The sequence below is a fragment of the Brevibacterium sp. RIT 803 genome (assembly GCF_016892625.1).
Classification (GTDB): domain Bacteria; phylum Actinomycetota; class Actinomycetes; order Actinomycetales; family Brevibacteriaceae; genus Brevibacterium.
Genome location: NZ_JAFEMW010000001.1, coordinates 121,948 through 140,557, shown reverse-complemented (window position 1 = coordinate 140,557; position 18,610 = coordinate 121,948). Strand labels below are relative to the sequence as shown.

General features: G+C 64.0%; 14 protein-coding genes. 10 read left to right on the top strand and 4 right to left on the bottom strand.

Annotated elements, in window-relative coordinates:
• The first annotated feature begins 22 nt into the window (after positions 1 to 22).
• The 3 genes from JTF07_RS00570 to JTF07_RS00560 all read left to right on the top strand — a co-directional run bounded on the left by JTF07_RS00570 (position 23) and on the right by JTF07_RS00560 (position 3,447).
• A complete protein-coding gene (locus tag JTF07_RS00570) occupies positions 23 to 676 on the top strand; it encodes a TetR/AcrR family transcriptional regulator (RefSeq protein ID WP_204232427.1) in 654 nt (217 codons plus the stop codon).
• 166 nt (positions 677 to 842) lie between these two features.
• Positions 843 to 1,766: a 4-hydroxy-tetrahydrodipicolinate synthase gene (gene dapA, locus JTF07_RS00565; protein WP_204232426.1), complete on the top strand. Its 924-nt coding sequence runs from the start codon at positions 843 to 845 to the stop codon at positions 1,764 to 1,766.
• Between the two features lie 34 nt (positions 1,767 to 1,800).
• A complete protein-coding gene (locus tag JTF07_RS00560; RefSeq protein WP_204233534.1) occupies positions 1,801 to 3,447 on the top strand; it encodes a ribonuclease J in 1,647 nt (548 codons plus the stop codon).
• A gap of 171 nt (positions 3,448 to 3,618) precedes the next feature.
• Here JTF07_RS00560 and JTF07_RS00555 read toward each other — a convergent pair whose 3' ends face one another.
• A complete protein-coding gene (locus JTF07_RS00555) occupies positions 3,619 to 5,505 on the bottom strand; it encodes an L-lactate permease (RefSeq protein WP_353843836.1) in 1,887 nt (628 codons plus the stop codon).
• Between the two features lie 293 nt (positions 5,506 to 5,798).
• On the opposite strand from JTF07_RS00555, the gene aceB reads away from it, so the two are divergent.
• The 4 genes from aceB to JTF07_RS00535 all read left to right on the top strand — a co-directional run bounded on the left by aceB (position 5,799) and on the right by JTF07_RS00535 (position 11,629).
• Positions 5,799 to 7,403: a malate synthase A gene (aceB, locus tag JTF07_RS00550; RefSeq protein WP_204232425.1), complete on the top strand. Its 1,605-nt coding sequence runs from the start codon at positions 5,799 to 5,801 to the stop codon at positions 7,401 to 7,403.
• 145 nt (positions 7,404 to 7,548) lie between these two features.
• Positions 7,549 to 9,009 (top strand): FAD-linked oxidase C-terminal domain-containing protein, encoded by a 1,461-nt coding sequence (locus JTF07_RS00545; protein ID WP_213018568.1) that lies wholly within the window; start codon positions 7,549 to 7,551, stop codon positions 9,007 to 9,009.
• Complete coding sequence (locus JTF07_RS00540) at positions 8,937 to 10,157, top strand: FAD-binding oxidoreductase (RefSeq protein ID WP_353843835.1); 1,221 nt, start codon at positions 8,937 to 8,939, stop codon at positions 10,155 to 10,157. Before JTF07_RS00545 ends, JTF07_RS00540 begins: the two co-directional genes overlap by 73 nt.
• Complete coding sequence (locus tag JTF07_RS00535; RefSeq protein WP_204232422.1) at positions 10,157 to 11,629, top strand: (Fe-S)-binding protein; 1,473 nt, start codon at positions 10,157 to 10,159, stop codon at positions 11,627 to 11,629. Before JTF07_RS00540 ends, JTF07_RS00535 begins: the two co-directional genes overlap by 1 nt.
• A gap of 52 nt (positions 11,630 to 11,681) precedes the next feature.
• On the opposite strand, the gene JTF07_RS00530 is transcribed toward JTF07_RS00535, so the two are convergent.
• Positions 11,682 to 12,143: a universal stress protein gene (locus JTF07_RS00530; protein ID WP_204232421.1), complete on the bottom strand. Its 462-nt coding sequence runs from the start codon at positions 12,141 to 12,143 to the stop codon at positions 11,682 to 11,684.
• Positions 12,144 to 12,156: 13 nt separating this feature from the next.
• Positions 12,157 to 13,644 carry a CitMHS family transporter gene (locus JTF07_RS00525; protein ID WP_204232420.1) on the bottom strand — a complete coding sequence of 496 codons (1,488 nt, stop codon included), beginning with the start codon at positions 13,642 to 13,644 and terminating at the stop codon, positions 12,157 to 12,159.
• Positions 13,645 to 13,786: 142 nt separating this feature from the next.
• Here JTF07_RS00525 and JTF07_RS00520 point away from each other — a divergent pair, with 142 nt between their 5' ends.
• Positions 13,787 to 15,610: a sensor histidine kinase gene (locus tag JTF07_RS00520; RefSeq protein WP_204232419.1), complete on the top strand. Its 1,824-nt coding sequence runs from the start codon at positions 13,787 to 13,789 to the stop codon at positions 15,608 to 15,610.
• A complete protein-coding gene (locus JTF07_RS00515) occupies positions 15,610 to 16,266 on the top strand; it encodes a response regulator (RefSeq protein ID WP_204232418.1) in 657 nt (218 codons plus the stop codon). Before JTF07_RS00520 ends, JTF07_RS00515 begins: the two co-directional genes overlap by 1 nt.
• A 4-nt stretch (positions 16,267 to 16,270) precedes the next feature.
• On the opposite strand, the gene JTF07_RS00510 is transcribed toward JTF07_RS00515, so the two are convergent.
• Positions 16,271 to 17,620: an MFS transporter gene (locus tag JTF07_RS00510; RefSeq protein WP_353843834.1), complete on the bottom strand. Its 1,350-nt coding sequence runs from the start codon at positions 17,618 to 17,620 to the stop codon at positions 16,271 to 16,273.
• Positions 17,621 to 17,778: 158 nt separating this feature from the next.
• Between JTF07_RS00510 and JTF07_RS00505 the strand changes: the two genes are divergently transcribed.
• Complete coding sequence (locus JTF07_RS00505; protein ID WP_502710948.1) at positions 17,779 to 18,378, top strand: ArsR/SmtB family transcription factor; 600 nt, start codon at positions 17,779 to 17,781, stop codon at positions 18,376 to 18,378.
• Positions 18,379 to 18,610 lie beyond the last annotated feature (232 nt).

Genomic DNA, 18,610 nt, shown 5'->3' with positions numbered 1-18,610 from the left:
ACATCGTGAGATCGGCCATCTCGTGAGCCCGCGTCCTCAGCACTCCGCGGCAGAGGTCGCGTCCAAGCGCAGCGCCATCGTCGAATCCGCCCTTGATCAGATTGCCCAGCACGGTCCGGAAGCCGTGCGGATGAAGGACATCGCCGAGGCAGCTGAGTTGTCGGTGGGTACCCTGCAATACTACTTCGGGTCCCGGGAGTCCCTGCTCGACCACGCCTTCTCGACCCACAGCAGCAGTATTGTCGACGCCATCGCGGGCCTTACCCAGGAGCAGGGGACAGCGTGGGACAGGCTGCAATCGAGTCTGCGCGCCGTCCCGAGGATCGGTGACCTGCAGCGGCGCTCGCAGGTGTGGATCGAGCTCGTCGCCGCCTCGCCCCGCAACGAGTACCTGCAAGGCTCGGTCGACGCGATCTTCGACACATGGGGTGCCCACTTCCGGGCGCTGATCGCCAGCGGCATCGACGACGGGAGTTTCCGGCCGCACGCCGATGTGGATCTCATCGTCGACACTCTCATCGCGGTCATCGACGGCTTCGATGTCGGCGTGGCCGCAGGTCGCAGTTCCCCGACGTCCGATCGGATCGCGGCATCCCTCGAACTCACCGCCCGAAGCCTGCTGGGCGTCGACGATAGGGCCGGAGCCGATGCAGGGGTCAGAGCCCGGCCGGTGTGATCTGTCTCTCGTGGCCTCGCCGTCATGAAAGGTCGAAGCTGACGCTCCCGCACACCGCCGATGAGCGGCATGCGGCCACGGGTGACAGCAGGCGGTAAGGAAATGCACTGGTGGCGCGCGCACGGCCGCTGCCGCAGTCGTGAGCTGTGCGCGGTATCCTTTTCGTATGGCGATTCTCGGTGACAACGCAGCAGCCGCTGCAATTGATGCGTTCGGTACGGTCGGCACGGCGATGGTGACGCCGTTCAAGGACGACGGAACCATTGATTATCCTGCCGTGGAGAAGGTTGCGAACCACCTTGTCGACCTCGGCAACAACATGCTCGTGGTGTCCGGAACCACCGGCGAATCACCGACGACGACCGATGACGAGAAGATCGAGCTGCTCAAGGTCGTCCGCGGTGTCATCGGCGACCGGGCGAAGATCATTGCAGGTACCGGCAACAACGTCACCGCGCACACCATCGATCTGTCCAAGCGCTCGGCAGAGGCCGGTGCGGATGGAATCCTCATTGTCACGCCCTACTATTCGAAGCCGACACAGCCGGCCATTGCCGCCCACATGCGCGCAGCCGCCGACTCCACCGACCTTCCCGTCATGCTCTACGACATTCCGGGACGATCGGGAGTCCCGATTCGCACGGAAACTCTCCTCGAGTTGGCCGATCACCCCAACATCCTCGCGGTCAAGGACGCCAAGGGCGATCTCTTCGCCTCGGCGCAGGTGATGAACCGCAGCTCCCTCGTCTACTACTCGGGTGAGGATGCGCTCAACCTTCCGCTGCTGGCTCTGGGTGCCCTCGGCGTCGTCTCCGTGGCGGGCCATGTCTGCACACCGCGCTTCGCTGACATGGTCGATGCCGTGGCGAACAACGACCTCACCACAGCCCGCGCGATTGCCCATGAAACGGCAGACATGGTCGACGCGCTCATGAACCACATGCCGGGAGTCATCTCGGCCAAGGCCGCACTACAGGCCCAAGGAATACTTGACAACCGCGGTACGCGAATGCCGCTGCTCCCAGCAGATGATGAGCAGATGGCCCTCGTGACCGCCCAATTGACCAGGAGTGGTTACCTCAGTGAATAATGCATTGACTCAAGAACTGAAGCTTCCGCCGAAGATGGACGCGGAAGCCGTCCGCATCGTCGCGCTCGGCGGCCTCGGCGAAGTCGGCCGCAACATGACCGTGTTCGAGTACCACGGCAAGCTGCTCATCGTCGACTGCGGCGTCCTCTTCCCGGAAGAGGACCAGCCCGGCGTCGACCTCATCCTTCCCGACTTCGCCTACCTCGATGATCGCCTCGACGACATCGTCGGACTCGTGCTCACCCACGGCCACGAAGACCACATCGGCGCCGTGCCCTACCTGCTGCGTCGCAAGGCCGATATCCCGATCCTCGGTTCGAAGCTGACGATCGCTCTCATCGAGGCCAAGCTCAAGGAACACCGGATCAAGCCGATCACCCGTGTGGTCAAGGAAGACGACCTTGATCAGCTCGGTCCCTTCGACCTTGAGTTCGTTGCCGTCAACCACTCGATTCCCGATGCTCTCGCGGTCTTCATCCGCACCGGCGCGGGCAACATCCTCCACACCGGCGACTTCAAGATGGACCAGCTCCCGCTCGACGGCCGGATCACGGACCTGCGCGCCTTCGCCCGCCTCGGCGAGGAAGGCGTCGACCTGTTCATGACGGACTCGACGAACGCCGAGGTTCCCGGGTTCACCGCGTTGGAGAAGGACATCGGGCCGGTTCTCGAGAACCTCTTCGGTCATGCCGAGCGTCGGATCATCGTCGCCTCGTTCTCCTCGCACATCCACCGCGTCCAGCAGGTGCTCAACGCCGCTGACGCACATGGCCGCAAGGTCGCACTCGTCGGCAGGTCGATGGTGCGCAACATGAAGATCGCCGAGGACCTCGGATACCTCGAGGTTCCCCGTGGCGCTCTCATCGACATCAAAGAGGTCGACAAGCTCCCCGATGACCAGGTTGTGCTCATGTGCACCGGTTCACAGGGTGAGCCGATGGCTGCGCTCTCACGCATGGCCAACCGCAGCCACCGCGTGGAGGTGGGCGACGGCGACACCGTCATCCTCGCCTCCTCGCTCATCCCCGGCAACGAGAACTCCGTGTTCAAGGTCATCAACGGGCTGATGAAGCTGGGTGCCAACGTCATCTCCAAGGCAGACGCCAAAATCCACGTGTCCGGACACGCCTCCGGCGGCGAGCTGCTCTACTGCTACAACATCGTCAAGCCCCGCGGCGTCATGCCCGTCCACGGCGAATGGCGACACATGTTGGCCAACGCCAGGCACGCCGAGGCGACCGGAGTGAACCCGGACAACATCGTCCTCGCCGACGATGGCTGGGTGGTCGACCTCAAGGACGGCCACGCCGAGGTCGTGGGAGCTGTGGACTGCAACTTCGTCTTCGTCGACGGCTCCTCGGTCGGCGAGATCACCGAAGCGGACCTCAAAGACCGTCTCGTGCTCTCAGGCGAAGGCTTCGTCACGATCTTCATGGCCATCAACAGCCAGTCCAAGTCCCTCATCGCCGGTCCCGAGATCCACGCCCGCGGTGTGGCCGAGTCCGATGCGGTCTTCGACTCGATCATGCCGAAGGTCACGAAGGCCGTCGAGGATGCGCTCAAGGACGGCAACACCGACCAGTACCAGCTGCAGCAGGTCGTGCGCCGCACTGTGGGACGCTGGGCGTCCTCGAAGCTGCGCCGCAAGCCGATGATCGTCCCCATGGTCGTCATCGTCTGAGTTCGTTCGACGCAGTTCGTTCGCCAAAGCACACACAGAACGCCCGCCGCGCACCGCCTCGGCGACTGTCGAGTCTTCTTCAGATACCTGAACCTGCAAAAGCTCCCCACATGTGGGGAGCTTTTGCAGGTTCAGGGTGCCGAGGCGGTGAAATGGCGGCGTGCCGACGCCTCAGGAGTCTGAGGACTGGGCCTTCGGCATCGACGTCGCCTTCTTCGCGGCCCGGGCTTCCGCCGTGGCCATGAGCTCCTTGCCAGGCGATCTCCGGACGAGAAGGACGGCCGCAATCAGGCCCACGAGCACTGCTCCGAAGACCACGGTTCCGGCGTTGAATCCGAGTCCGTTGATGCCGATGAATGCCAAGGCGCCGGCGGTGAGTGAATAGACGAGCATCGGGATGGAGGTGCGTCTGATGAGCTCGCCCTCGCGTCCGATGAGGCCAACTGTGGCAGAGGCGGCCACGACATTGTGGACGGCGACCATGTTTCCTGCCGCACCACCCACAGCCTGAGCGGCAACGACCGTTTCGGGACTGGCCGCCCCGATCGCCGAACCGGTGGAGAACTGGAACTGCGAGAACATGATGTTCGAGACCGTGTTCGAACCGGCGACGAATGCGCCCAAGGCTCCGACGAAGGGGGCCAACAGCGGCCAGCCGCTGCCCACCGTGCTCGCGGCCGCCTCGGCCAGGGTGACCGGCATCGAGTCCAGACCGGAGGCGTTGTAGTCGCTGCCGGAGTTGATGAACACACGCACCAGGGGAAGTGAGCACAGCAGCGCCACGGCGGCACCGGCGATCTGCGACCCTGCGATCTTCCACGAACCGGCGATCTGCGAACCGCTCATCCGGTGAATCAGATAGGTGCAGAGGCAGGCGATGACGAAGATGAAGCCCGGGGACCACAGGAAATCCATATCCGAACCGATCGCGGTGCCGAAGATCTCCTTGATCGTGATGACGGCAGGTCCGGTGAGGAATTCCTTGACCGGGGGCACATTGCGGGTGAAGAGCAGGAGCGCAACCACGATGAGATAGGGCGACCATGCCCGGATCATCGACATCTTCTTCGTCAGCTCCGCCGCCTCATCGGCCGGGTCCACAGTGCCCATCCAGTGCATGGGCCACATCTCGCGCGGGGCGAAGTCCCAGGTCTTCTTCGGCATGAGGAATCCGGCCTTGCTGGCGGTGACGACGATCGCCAGTCCGACGAGTCCGCCGATGAGCGAGGGGAATTCGGGACCGAGCAGATTTGCGACCAGGAGGTAGGGCACGATCATGGCCAGGGCCGAGAAGATGGCGAACGGAGCGATGGCCAGGCCATCGGCGAAGCGCCTGGTGCGACCGAAGAAGCCTGTGAGCATGCAGGACAGCAGCAGCGGGATGAGAATTCCGCAGATGGCGTGCATAAGGGCGACCTGGGTGGCCGTGTGGGCGATGAATTCCGACTGGCTGAGCCCGAGTTCGGAGGCTCTCGCGGCAACATCGGCCGACATGCTGCCGTCTTCCTTCGACAGCCCGGTGCCGATTCCGACGACCATGGGTGTACCCACAGCGCCGAAGCTCACCGGAGTGGACTGGATGATGAGACCGGCGAGGACCGCGGCGATGGCTGGGAAGCCGAGGGCGAGCATCAGCGGGGCAACTACCGCGGCGGGGGTACCGAAGCCCGCTGCTCCTTCGATGAAGGAACCGAAGAGCCAGGCGATGATGATGACCTGGACGCGTCGGTCGGGAGAGATCGAGACGAAACCGGCACGGATCGTCTGGATCGCGCCCGAGCGCGTGACGGTGGCCAGCAGCAGCAGGGCACCGAAGACGATCCACAGCAGCCCGACGGCGGTGAACAGTCCTTGGACCACCGAAGCGCTGATCGTCACCCAATCGATCTGCCACGCGAAGTTCGCGACGAGTGCGGCGGCGACCAGCCCGATGGGCATGGCATATTTCGCGGGCCAGCGAAATCCGATGAGCAGGATTCCTGCCAGGAGGATGGGGGCGAGCGCCAGAAGCGCCGCGACAGCGAGGTTGTCCATCGTGAATCCGATCCGCGGCGTCATTGCCGCTTGGTCGTTGAGTCCGCCCCGGCGCCTCTGATCGGTTGAACAGCAGACGATATGGTGCTGACTCTGCAAACGAAGTACCTGCGTTCATCGTGCCTGGTGGTGTGTTGTACCGTCAAGGGACTCGCCTGTCTCACCTCGAGGGTAGCGTTTGACGAGACGTGTATCACCTCCTATTCTTTTCGGTGTGTGAACAATAAATTTCACGATGTGAAAAGTTTCGCAGGCTAAACCCCGTTGCCAGCGATCAGCGATGCACTAGTGAAAGTGCCGACTAAGGAGAACCACCGATGACTGCTCATATCGAGAATCTGGACATTCCAGAAGGCATGGAGATCACCGGCGAACTGCCGGACGGGGCAGAGAAGGTCCTCACCTCCAAAGCCCTCGAACTCATCGTCGAGCTGAACCGGAAGTTCAATGGGGTCCGCCTCGAACGACTGGAGGCTCGCAAGGAGCGCCAGGCTCAGATTGCCGCCGGCGCTGACCTCGACTTCCTCCCCGAGACCGCCGAGATCCGCAACGATCCCAACTGGCAGGTCGCACCACCGGCACCCGGTCTCGAGGACCGGCGCGTGGAGATGACCGGACCGACGTACAAGAAGATGACGATCAACGCACTGAACTCCGGAGCCAAGGTGTGGCTGGCTGACCAGGAGGATGCGAACACCCCACAGTGGGATTCCGTCATCGGCGGACAGCTCAACCTGCTCGATGCACTCAACCGCGAGATCGACTTCACCTCGCCCGAGGGCAAGAGCTACACCTTGGCCCCCGACGAGGAGCTGCCGACAATCGTCGTCCGTCCTCGCGGCTGGCACATGCCGGAGAAGCACATCCTCGTCGACGGCGAGGAGACATCGGGCTCGCTCGTCGACTTCGCGCTCTACTTCGCCACCGCCGGACAGCTCCAGATCGAGAAGGGCAAGGGTCCCTACTTCTACCTCCCGAAGATGGAATCCCATCTCGAAGCTCGCCTGTGGAACCAGGTATTCGACCACGCAGAGGACTCCTTCGGTCTTGACCGTGGGACCATCCGTGCCACCGTGCTCATCGAGACCTACCCCGCGGCCTTCGAGATGGAAGAGATCCTCTACGAACTGCGCGAGCACTCCTCAGGCCTCAACGCCGGCCGCTGGGACTACATCTTCTCCGTGATCAAGAACTTCCGCGCCCGCGGTGCTGACTTCCTGCTGCCCGACCGTTCTGATGTGACGATGACGGTGCCGTTCATGCGCGCCTACACCGAACTCCTCGTGCACACCTGCCACAAGCGCGGCGCACACGCCATCGGCGGCATGAGCGCCTTCGTGCCGGCGAAGGACCCAGAGGCGAACGAGGCCGCATTCAACAAGGTGCGCGAGGACAAGTCCCGTGAGGCCGGCAATGGCTTCGACGGCTCCTGGGTGGCCCACCCCGGCATGGTCGCACTGTGCAAGGAGATCTTCACCGAGACGCTCGGTGCCAACGCCAACCAGATCGAGAACAAGCGCGATGACGTCTCCGTGTCCGCAGCCGAGCTCCTCGACGTCAAGTCGACCCCAGGGTCGATGACGGAGCAGGGTCTGCGGACCAACGTCTCCGTGGGCATCCAGTACCTGCGCGCCTGGTTGGAAGGAAACGGCGCCGTCGCCATCAACGGGCTCATGGAAGATGCAGCGACCGCTGAAATCTCACGCTCCCAGGTCTGGCAGTGGGTGGACGCCGGAGTCGAACTCGACACCGGAGTCACCGTCACTGCCGACTTCGTGCACCAGGTCGTGACCGAAGAGGTTGCGAAGCTGCCGGGCGAAGAGGCCGATTGGAAGGACGCCGTCGACATGTTCCTGTCCGTGGCCGTCGCCGAGGAATACGTTGACTTCCTCACCCTGCCGGCATACGCCAGCATGCCCTGACAGGCAGGACCGTGCAGGCCCTGAATCTGCGCGGCTCAGGAGTCTCACCACGTAAGAACGCCGTCGAAAATGTGCCGCGGAGCACATTTTCGACGGCGTTCTTCGCTAAGCTCGACACCATCGACGCAAGGAGGCGGGAGTGGACATGAGCAGAATCGAATCGGTCCTCACACGGATCGAACCACATTTGCCACCAGGGGCGATCGTCACCGACGAGAACGAGCGCAAGACTTACGAGTGCGACGGTCTGGCAGTGCACAGGACCGTCCCAGCGCTGGTCATCCGCGTCACCTCCACCGCCGAGGTGGCCCTGACCGTGCGTGCCTGCCACGAGTTCGACGTCCCCTTCGTCGCCCGCGGTTCGGGCACCGGGCTCTCCGGTGGGGCCCAGCCGCACGCAGAAGGCGTGCTCATCGTCATGTCGACGATGAGGGACATCCTCGACATCGACCCTGCCGCCCAGCGCGCGATCGTGCAGCCAGGCGTCATCAACCTCAATCTCTCCAATGAGGCCAACCCCGACGGCTACTATTTCGCCCCGGATCCCTCGAGCCAGAGCGTGTGCTCGATCGGAGGCAACGTCGCAGAGAACTCCGGCGGTGCCCACTGCCTCAAATACGGTTTCACCACCAACCACGTCACAGGCCTCACCCTCGTCACCGCCCAGGGCGACATCGTCGACATCGGGGGACAGGCCCCCGAATACCCCGGCTTCGACCTCCTCGGCGTGCTCTGCGGATCAGAGGGGACGCTGGGGGTCGTCACCGAGGTGACCGTGCGTCTGACCCGGCTGCCCGAGGCCGTGGAGACGCTGCTCATCGGGTTCGAGTCGACTGATGCGGCAGGGGAGGCGGTCAGCGACATCATCTCCGCGGGGATCATGCCCGCCGCGATCGAGATGATGGACGCATTGGCCATCGAGGCCGCAGAGAAGGCCGTGGCCTGCAACTATCCAGACGGTGCAGGTGCCGTCCTCGTCGTCGAACTCGACGGGCCGGCCATCGACGTCGATCTCGAACGGGAGACGGTTATCGCCAGAGCGAAGGACCACGGTGCCGGTGAGGTTCGCGTCGCCGTCGACGATGTCGAACGCGGTCTGATCTGGAAGGGCCGGAAATCGGCGTTCGCTGCTGTCGGCCGGATCAGCCCCGACTACATCGTCCAGGACGGAGTCATCCCACGGTCGCGGCTCGGGCCCGTCCTGGCATCGATCTCGACGATCGCGGAGGAATGCGGCGTGCGCGTCGCCAACGTCTTCCACGCCGGCGACGGCAACCTGCATCCGCTTGTGCTCTTCGATGGCAGCATCGAGGGCCAGACCGAGTTGGCCGAGACCGCTTCGGGTCGGATCCTCGACCTGTGCCTGAGCGAAGGCGGTTCGATCACAGGCGAACACGGGGTCGGATCCGACAAGGCCAAGTTCATGCCGCGCATGTTCACGAATGAGGATCTGGACACGATGCAGATCCTGCGCTGTGCCTTCGACCCGGACTATCTGTCCAACCCGGGAAAGGTGTTCCCGACACCACGACTGTGCGGGGAACCACCTCGGCGAACATCGGGGGAGCATCCCCTCCAGGCGGCAGGAAAGGCGGAGCTGTTTTGACCGAGGAACTTCCCAGGTTCGCTCGACCCGAGAGCGTCGAGGAGCTCTCCGAGATCATGTCGAATGCACACCGAGACGGACACAGCGTCGCCGTCTGCGGCGGCGGGACAGCCCTCGACGACCACCCGCCGGGTGAGACACCGGGTCTCCTCATCGACATGACCGGGCTCAACCGGGTGATCGAACATTCTCCTGGAGACCTCATTCTCGTCGCCGAGGCAGGTGCGACGATCGCCGATCTCAAGGACGTCGCCGAAACCGGTGCCCAGGAACTCCTCTCGGACTTTCCTGCGGATCGGATCGACTCCGGGTCGACGCTGGGCGGCGCCATCGCAACCAGAGCCGTGGGGCCACGGCGAATCGGCCGTCTGCCGCTGCGTGAGGTCGTCCTCGGCGTCACCGTCGTCCTCGCCGACGGCACCATCGCGAAGGCCGGTGGCAAGGTGGTGAAGAACGTGGCCGGCTACGACCTGTCGAAGCTCATGACCGGATCCTGGGGCACGCTGGGGATCATCGCCAGCGCAGCGATCCGGCTGTACCCGAAGCCGGAAACCCAGGGTTACGTCGAGATTCCCGGCGCCGAGGCCGCGCTGGGCATCCTCGGCTCCCAGATCGCGCCGGCGGCGGTCGAAATCGACCGGTCGCCTGGTGCAGAGGCCACGACCGTCGTCATGGTCGAAGGACTCCCGGAGTCGGTCGAGTCCCGAACCCGGCAGATCATCGCGGCCTACTCCGGTGCGAAGGCGGGCATCGAACCGAGCTGGTGGGCACGGCGAGCTCAGGCCCCCGTGACGATACGGGCCTCGGTCTCACCGGCGCTGGTGCCGGAGCTGGTGGCTCAGATCGCCCGACTCGAAGACGCCATCGGCTATCCGATCCAGCTGCGCGGGTCCGCCATGGGAGTCTTCGACCTCGGCGTCGGCGCCCCCGACATGGACCCTGCGATCGCGACACGGGTGGTCCTCGAGCACCTGCGGACCTGGGACCGGAAGCAGCTGATTGCGACTGTGCTGTGCGCACCGCCCGCAGTGTGGAACGAGATCGACGCTTGGGGCGAGATCCCAGGGTTCGCGCTCATGGCCACCATCAAGGACCAGTTCGATCCGAACGGTCTGCTCTCACCCGGACGTGGAATAGGAGGACTGTGATGTCATGCGATTGCGGTGGCGCAGGAGGCTGCCAAGGCGGCGGAGCGCCCAGTGAAGCGACCGGCCCGACACCGCTGGAGGCCACGATGGCGACCGGGGGTCAGGCAACGATGGAGATGGCTCCGCCGACCATGGACCACTCTGCCTTCGACGTCTTCAACCCGCCGGACCCGAGTCTCATCGCCGACTGCGTCCACTGCGGCTTCTGCCTTCCCGCCTGCCCGACCTACCAGCTGTGGGGAAATGAGGAGGACTCACCGCGCGGACGCATCTACCTCATGGAGAAGGGCCTGGAGGAGGGGCCGATGAGTGCGTCCATGGTCGAACACTTCGACGCCTGTCTGGGTTGCATGGCCTGCGTCAGCGCCTGCCCGTCAGGAGTCCAGTACGACAAGCTCATCGAAGCCACCCGCGGACAGGTCGAACGCAACGGCAAACAGCATCGCAGCCGCGGTGAGGTTGCGCTGCGGGAGGCGATCTTCCAGCTGTTCCCGTATCCCGATCGTCTCCGGACCATGTTGGCACCCCTCAAGCTCTACCAGCGGACGGGACTGTCCTCGGTCATCCGCAAATCCAAGATCCTCGAGAAGCTCTCACCGACTCTGGCCACGATGGAGGCCATCGCACCGCCGGTGACCAAGAAGGTCACCATTCCAGCGTCGAACCCGCCGCGTACGGCCGAGGGCGAAAGTCTGCCTGTCCGGTCGCGGGTGGGGATGCTGCTGGGATGTGTGCAGCGGACCTTCTACCCCCAGGTCAACGCCGCAACGGTGCGTGTTCTCAACATGGAAGGATGCGAGGTCGTGGTGCCCCAGTCACAGGGCTGCTGCGGTGCCCTGTCCGTCCATGCCGGGCGCAGCGAAGAGGGCGAGGACTTCGCACGCAGAATCGTGGACACATTCACCTCGGCGGACGTGGACTATCTGGTCGTCAACTCCGCAGGCTGCGGTTCGACGATGAAGGAGTACGCCGACATCCTCGCCGATGATCCCGCCTACGCTCAGCGCGCGAAGGGGCTGGCGGACAAGGTCAGGGACGTGACCGAGATCCTTGTCGAACTCGGACCCAGCGCCCCACGGCACCCGGTGGCCGGCGGTGGGCTGCGTGTGGCCTACCACGACGCCTGCCACCTCTCCCATGCCCAAGGTGTGCGCAACCCGCCACGTGAGCTGCTGGGGCAGATCCCCGGGGTCGAACTGGCTGCGATCAAGGACGCCGACACCTGCTGCGGCTCGGCCGGAATCTACAACCTGGTGCGCCCTGAGGCAGCCCGCGAACTGGGGGACAAGAAGGCCACGAACATCGCCGCCACCGGAGCCGATATCGTCGTCACCGGCAATCCCGGCTGTCTGCTGCAGGTCACCGACGCGCTTCGCCGACAGGGAGAGGCCACACTGCCGAGCGCACACACGATCGAACTCCTCGACGCCTCACTCACCGGTGCAGGAGCCCGGGACCTGTTGACGCGGTGAGGCACCCGGTCTGCTGCGGCCGCTGGAGGACGCTGCGTGAGTAGGTGCCGCGCTACTTGACGATGAGCACCGGGCACTCTGCCTCGAGGATCACCCTCTGCGTGCTTGAGCCCAGAAGCAGCTTGACCACGGGGGAGCGGCGCTTGGAGGGCAACACGATGAGCTTCGCCTGCCATGCCTCGGCGAGGTCGATGATTTGGGAGGCCACATCGGAATCGGCGCGTTGGATCTCGAACTCGAGGTCCGCCTCGGCGAGCCGATCGGCCAGCTCCTTCGTCTGAGACAGGGCACCGGTCGACGGAGCGGTCGTCGTATCCGATTCGAAGTGGACAGCGCGCACAGCCGCGTTCTCTCGCCGGGCGCCGGCGATCGCCTGCTCGAGGAGTGCCGTGGAGGAATCCGACCGGTAGGCCAGGATGACCGTGGCCTGGGCATCGTCGATGCCGGCCGAGGCCGCTACCCGCAGCGAGGGAGCCGGGAAGCGGTGACGAGGGGCTGAGTAGAAATCAGTCATGTCGGTCGTGGTCCTATCCGATGGCGATGACGCCGATGAGGACGCCGACGGTCAGCATCACCAGGGACACGATGAGGGCACGCCACAGGACTTTCTTGTGGTGGTCTCCGAGTTCGACTCCCGAGAGTGAGACGAGGAGCAGGATCGCGGGCACCAGCGGTGACTGCATGTGCACCGGCTGGCCCGTGATGGAGGCTCGGGCCATATCAGCCGCGGAGATGCCGAAGTGACTGGCGGTTTCGGCCAACACGGGAAGGATGCCGAAGTAGAAGGCGTCATTGCTCATGAAGAACGTCATCGGGATCGAGAGCAGCCCGGTGATGACGGCCATGTAGGGGCCCATGGATGTCGGAATGACATCGACGAGCCACTCGGCCATGGCGTCGACCATGCCGGTGCCGCTCATGATGCCGGTGAGAACGCCGGCGGCCATGACCATGGCGACCACGGCGATGATCGCCGAGGCGTGCGAAGCCAGCTCTTCCTGCTGCGCCTTGATATTCGGGAAGTTGACCATGAGGGCGATGACCATGGCGATCATGAACAGGTAGGGCAGGGGCAGCAGGTCGGCGATGAGCATGACCATCACGGCCACGGTCAGTGTCAGGTTGAACCAGAAGAGCTTGGGACGCAGCGTTGCTCGGTTGGGGTCGAGCGCGGTGTCGGTCAGAGCGGAACCGGAACCGGAACCGGCTTCTGAGCCGTCATGGGCACCCGCGGTCTCCGCGAGCGATGATCCCGCCCAGGCTGGCGCGCCGTGATCGGATCCCGCCGAGGACCCGGTGCTGGGACCAGAAGCTGAACCCGTGCTCGAGCGGGCCACGGCACCGACGAGGTCGGAGCGCTTCGATCCCGAACTGGACTCATCGACCCAGGCCACACCGTTCTTGGCAAGACGGCGTCGTTCGGAGATGCCGAGGAAGTAGGCGAAGACGAAGCACACCAGCAGGCCCGCAGCGAGAGCCGGGACCATCGGTGCGAAGATCTCGTTGGCATCGATCTGCAGGGCAGAGGAGGCGCGTGCCGTCGGACCGCCCCAGGGGACGATGTTGAGAGTGCCGTTGATCAGTCCCGCGACGCAGGTCAGCACCACGGGCGACATCTCAAGGCGCTGGTAGATCGGCAGCATTGCGGCGGTGACGACGATGAACGTCGTCGATCCGTCGCCGTCGAGGGAGACCGCTCCGGTCAGCAGGGCGGTGCCCATGACGACTTTGACGGGATCGTTGCCTGCGACCCTGAGGATGAACTCGACGAGCTTGTCGAAGAGTCCGACGTCGATCATGATGCCGAAGTAGATGATGGCGAAGAGCAGCAGCGCTGCCGTCGACGACATGTCCGCGATGGCGTCCATGACCATTTCGCCGATTCCCAGCCCTGCGCCGGTGAACAGTCCGAACACGGTCGGGACGATGATCAGCGCCAGGATCGGTGAGAGTCGCTTCGTCATGATCAGCGTCATGAAGACGATGATCATTGCGAAACCGAGAACTACGAGCACGTGCTTCTCCTATGAAGGCGGATGTGATGCCCGATACACCTTAGATCGCGTTCTGCTGCGGCGCGCGTTTGTGTGCACTGAACACGTTCTGCCTTTTCGGCACCTTTTGCGCATTTCGCTCATGCGTGGTTAGTGTGGGTCGGTGCGACGTCCCACCCGATCCTTCTCACGCCGTGTGCTGCTCAGCCAGCTCGCGGTCATTGTGGTGACGCTGGCGCTGGTGACCGGAGTCTTCGCCTGGATGGGTGCGCGCTCGGTCACCGAGGTCACCGAGACCAAGGCCCTGGCGACGGCGCGGACGCTGGCGATCGATCCAGAGGTGAGGAGGGGCGCGACTCGGGCTTCGGCCGAACATGCACAGGAGCCTGATGACGCGATCACTTCGGCGCTGATCACGATCACCGACGACCTGAGGGACTCTTCGGGCATCGTCTTCGCGGTCATCACCGACGATCGTGGAATCCGACTGACCCACCCGGACCGGGACAATATCGGCAAGCATGTGTCGACTTCCCCGGATGATGCACTGGCCGGGCGGGAGAACATCAGCCATGAGCGCGGAACCCTCGGCGAGACCGTGCGGGCGAAGGTGCCGATCTATTCCTCCTCCGATGATGAGACTGTCGTCGGACAGGTCTCAGTCGGCATCCACGCCTCGGTGCTTGATGCCGACCTGCGACGAGAATTCCTCGTGCTCGGCTCTGTCACCGTCCTCGCCCTGGCCATCGGCGTGATCGCCTCGCTTGCTCTGGGGCGCAGGCTGCGCCGCGAGACTCTGGGCGTGGGTCCCGAGGAACTCGCGGAGATGGCACGTGATCAGGGTGCAGTTCTGCGCGGCCTCGACGACGGTGTTCTGGCCTTCAGCTCATCCGGGGAGCCGACTCTGAGCAATGCGACGGCCGAAGAGCTGCTCGGGATAGCCCATGTCGATGCCGACGAGGACGGCGTCGACACAGGCGAGGACACCACGGCCTCGGTCACGGGCGGGGCCGCGAACGCCTCGCAGGCGGACGTACCTGAGGTGATCAGGAGCATGATGCTCGAGGCACCCGATCACGGTGCCCTGCGTCGGAGAGTCACCGTCGGCGATCGGATCCTGTTGGCCACGGCTGTGCGGGTGAGCCGTGATGGGGTCTCCGTGGGCGGGGTCGTCACCCTGCGCGATGAGACCCAGGTGCTGACGATGGCCCGTCAGCTCGAATCGGTGACGTCGATGGCTCGGGCCCTGCGCACTCAGCGCCACGAGTTCGCCAACCGGCTGCACACCGTCCTCGGCCTCGTCGACACAGGGGCCACCGATGAGGCACGGAACTACCTCGCCACGATCCTGCGGACCGGACCGATCGCGACCCCCGTCGAAGGCATCGAGGTGATCACAGACCCGTATCTTCGTGCGCTGCTCGAGGCGAAGGGAACCACCGCCGCCGAGGCGGGTGTGACCCTTGCAGTCACCCCGGATTCCTTGGTGCTGGGTCGGGTGAAGGAGCCCGAGGACGTCACACTCATCCTCGGCAATCTCATCGACAATGCGGTGCGCGCTGTGGTAACGAATGCAAGCGGCAGCGATGCTGAGGGTGCTTCTCGAACCGACGAGGTGTTCGGCAGAGTCGAGGTGACGCTGCTCGGCTCCGGTCCGGAGCTGCATGCCGTCGTCACCGACTCCGGTGGGGGAGTCGATGACGCTGATGCGGAGTCCATCTTCGACGAGGGGATCAGCAGCGCCGACGGTCTCGACCCGGAACATGGCCACGGCATCGGTCTGGCGCTGTGCCGAAGGACCGCCCGGAGACACAACGGCAGAGTGTGGCTGCTCAGCGGCCACGATCCAGACCTCGGCGGTGCCGGCTTCGCCATGGGCCTGCCCGATGTGCTCAGCGAGGATGCGGACGACGACATCTCCACAGGCGGCAACCACGAAGACGATATTCCCGCAGACGTGACATCCGCGGACGACAAGGAGAGATGATGGTCAACGTTCTGGTACTCGACGACGACTTCTATGTGGGGCAGATCCACTGCCGGTACGTCAACGAGGTTGCCGGATTCCACGCCCTGGAACCGGTCAGAGATCTGCGTACCGCGCGCACGATCATCGCCGAGGAGAATGTGGACCTGCTGTTGGCCGACTACGTTCTGCCCGAAGGCAACGGTGTCGAACTGATCCGTGAGACCGATGTCGATGCCATCGTGCTCTCGGCTGTGGCTGATCCCGACGTGGTGCGCTCGGCTCTGCGGGCAGGAGCGATGACCTATATCATCAAACCCTTCGCTGCCGAGGAGCTGCAGGATTTCCTCAGGCGCTATGCCCGCTTCAGGCGCTATTGGGACCGCGAGAAGGTCAGCCAGCCGGAGCTCGAACGTCAGCTGCGCAGTCTGCATGACGTCTCCTCGCCGGGGAGTGCACCGGCCAAAGGCTCGGGCTCGTCGACCAGCGGTCGGATCCTCGAGGCGCTCGAAGGCGCGGATCGTTCGCTGACGGCGATGGAGGTCTCTGATGTCGTGGGCACCTCCCGCGCGACTGCCCAGCGCCACCTAGCCAAACTGGCCGAGTCCCGGGCAGTCACCGTCTCACTCCAATACGGAAGCACAGGCAGGCCGGAGCACCTCTACGGAGTGGGCTGAGGGATCAGCTCGACTGATCATCATCCCCATCGTCATCGAGCAGATTGAGTGAGTCCGGAAGGACGCGCATCGAGATGAGAGGGGAGATGAGGACGGGCAGCGAGGAGAACACGGCTGCAGCGGCGAAGATCCACAGGGTCGGAACGATCCCGATCGCATGTCCGATCGCTCCGCCGAGGAAGGCCCCGACTGGCATCGGGCCCCACACGAGAAACCGAATCGAGGCGTTCATGCGTCCGAGAAGGGGTTTCGGACACAGCCGTTGGCGGAAGCTGACCTGGGTAACGTTGTAGACGACGACGGCCCACGAGATGAAGAACCAGCCGATGAACAGAGTCGGCATCGAGGGAAGCAGATCAGCGGCGGGCACTGTCAGAAAACACACCCCGCTCAGTGCCGCGGAGACGGCGATCGAACGGCCCTCGCCGACGATTCGCTGCACCCACGATGTGCTGATGGCTCCGAGAATGCCGCCGGCCGCACCGACCGACATGACGATCCCGAGCTGGAACTGGCTGAGACCCAGTGTGCGCAGGGCATAGAGGACGATGAGAGCGAAGATCGCCGAGGACGCGAAGTTGGACAGTCCCGTGCAGGCGACGATACGGCGCAGCAGTGTGTGTCCGAGGACCAGGGAAAGGCCCTCGCGGATTTCTGCGAGGAGGCTGGAGCGTTCCCGTTCCTCCGGCCGGTGCTCGCGGTGGTGGATCCGGCTGATGAACAGGCTCGACAGCGCCATGCACACACTTGTGGCTCCGACCGTCAGCGGACCCCCGATGAGACTGACGAGTCCAGAAGCCAGCGATGGGCCTGCGACCAGGGCCGTCTGCTGGGTGGCCTGCAGCTTTCCATTGCCGTCGGCAATCTGGTCGCTCGAGACGATCGAGGGCAGATAGGACTGGTTGGCCACGTCGAAGAAGACAGTGACGATTCCGATCACGGTGGCGACGATGCAGAGATGAACGAAGGACAGGGCATCAACGACCCAGGCGACGGGAATGGTGAGAAGGACGAGTGCTCTGAGGACGTCGCCGGCGACGATCACGTGTTTTTTGCGCAAGCGGTCGACCCATGCACCAGCCGGCAGACTGATGAGAAGAAAGGCGAGGGACTCCAAGGTTGAGAGCACCCCCATCTGGAAGGCATCCGCATGCAGGAGCTGTACGGCGATGAGCGGCATGGCGAAGGTGACGAACTCGACGCCGAACACTGAGACGGTATCGCCCATCCACAGCTGTCGGAAGTCGTGGTGTCGAAACAGCGTGCTCCGCGGTGGGGGTGTGGGCCGGGCCGCGTCGTGTGGCTGACCTTCGGAGTTTGTCGGCAGTCGGTCGGGCACGTCGTCGGTCGGCACTGTGCGGCTCCTAGGCGAGCGATTGGCGTCTCTCAATCACTTATCAAAGCGCACCGATTGGCGTCTCTCAATCACTTATCAAAGCGCACCGATTGGGATAAGTCAATCACTTCAGTTTGCCTGATTGGTCTGAGCCCACCGCTGGTACCGTTGAAGCCATGAAAGACGAGGCGTCGAACAGGACTGGCAACGAGCAGTCGATCGAATATTCGATGCCCGAATTCGAGCGCCGAGACGCGACCGACGCCGAGGCAAAGGCGCTGGCATCCGGCGTGCGCCTGCGCATTCTTCGGCTGTGCTTGGATGAGCCGCTGAGCAATCGAGAGATCGCGACCGAGCTCGACCTCAATCCGGCCACAGCTCTGCACCATGTGAGAATGCTTGTGGGGACAGGCTTTCTTGAGGCTCAGGAGGAGCGTCGGGGCAAGCGCGGATCACGCGAAATCCCATATCGCGCCACCGGTAAGAGCTGGTACGTCAACACCGGTGACATGACGCACCCGATGATCGATGCCTTTGTGGCCGAATTCGATTCTGCGCCTTATGAAGACCGCACGATGGCGCGCATGGCCGCGATGCTGACCGAGGACGAAATAGCAGAGTTCAGGGACCGCATTCGGGAGCTGCTTGAGGATTTCAAATCTCGACGCAAAACCGAGGATGCACAGCAGTGGGCCCTCTTCATCGCCATGCACCCCAGTGAAACATCCGGGCGTGACATCGATCGGCTTGCTGCTGAGAACTCAGACGACTCCTGATATGAAGACCAGTCACCGGATCAACGAGGTCCGGGATGCGCCGGACCGTCCACGGCACGGGTGCGTCTTTGTGGCCTGAATGCTGTGAAGACGCATCCTGCTATGGGTTGAACGACTCTCGATCCAACGGTGTATCGAGCCGGCCTCGGCGCGCCGAACCCTGCGGATTTACTGGGCAGGAGCGCATAATCGCCCTAAGATGAGAAGCATGGCGACCAGAACGACTTCCCCC

What these genes read in the sequence shown, in the direction of transcription:
- dapA (WP_204232426.1), top strand. Translation starts at nt 843, where the DNA reads ATGGCGATTCTCGGTGACAACGCAGCAGCCGCTGCAATTGATGCGTTC.
- JTF07_RS00560 (WP_204233534.1), top strand. Translation starts at nt 1,801, where the DNA reads ATGGACGCGGAAGCCGTCCGCATCGTCGCGCTCGGCGGCCTCGGCGAA.
- JTF07_RS00555 (WP_353843836.1), bottom strand. Translation starts at nt 5,505, where the DNA reads ATGACGCCGCGGATCGGATTCACGATGGACAACCTCGCTGTCGCGGCG.
- aceB (WP_204232425.1), top strand. Translation starts at nt 5,799, where the DNA reads ATGACTGCTCATATCGAGAATCTGGACATTCCAGAAGGCATGGAGATC.
- JTF07_RS00545 (WP_213018568.1), top strand. Translation starts at nt 7,549, where the DNA reads ATGAGCAGAATCGAATCGGTCCTCACACGGATCGAACCACATTTGCCA.
- JTF07_RS00535 (WP_204232422.1), top strand. Translation starts at nt 10,157, where the DNA reads ATGTCATGCGATTGCGGTGGCGCAGGAGGCTGCCAAGGCGGCGGAGCG.
- JTF07_RS00530 (WP_204232421.1), bottom strand. Translation starts at nt 12,143, where the DNA reads ATGACTGATTTCTACTCAGCCCCTCGTCACCGCTTCCCGGCTCCCTCG.
- JTF07_RS00515 (WP_204232418.1), top strand. Translation starts at nt 15,610, where the DNA reads ATGGTCAACGTTCTGGTACTCGACGACGACTTCTATGTGGGGCAGATC.
- JTF07_RS00505 (WP_502710948.1), top strand. Translation starts at nt 17,779, where the DNA reads ATGAAAGACGAGGCGTCGAACAGGACTGGCAACGAGCAGTCGATCGAA.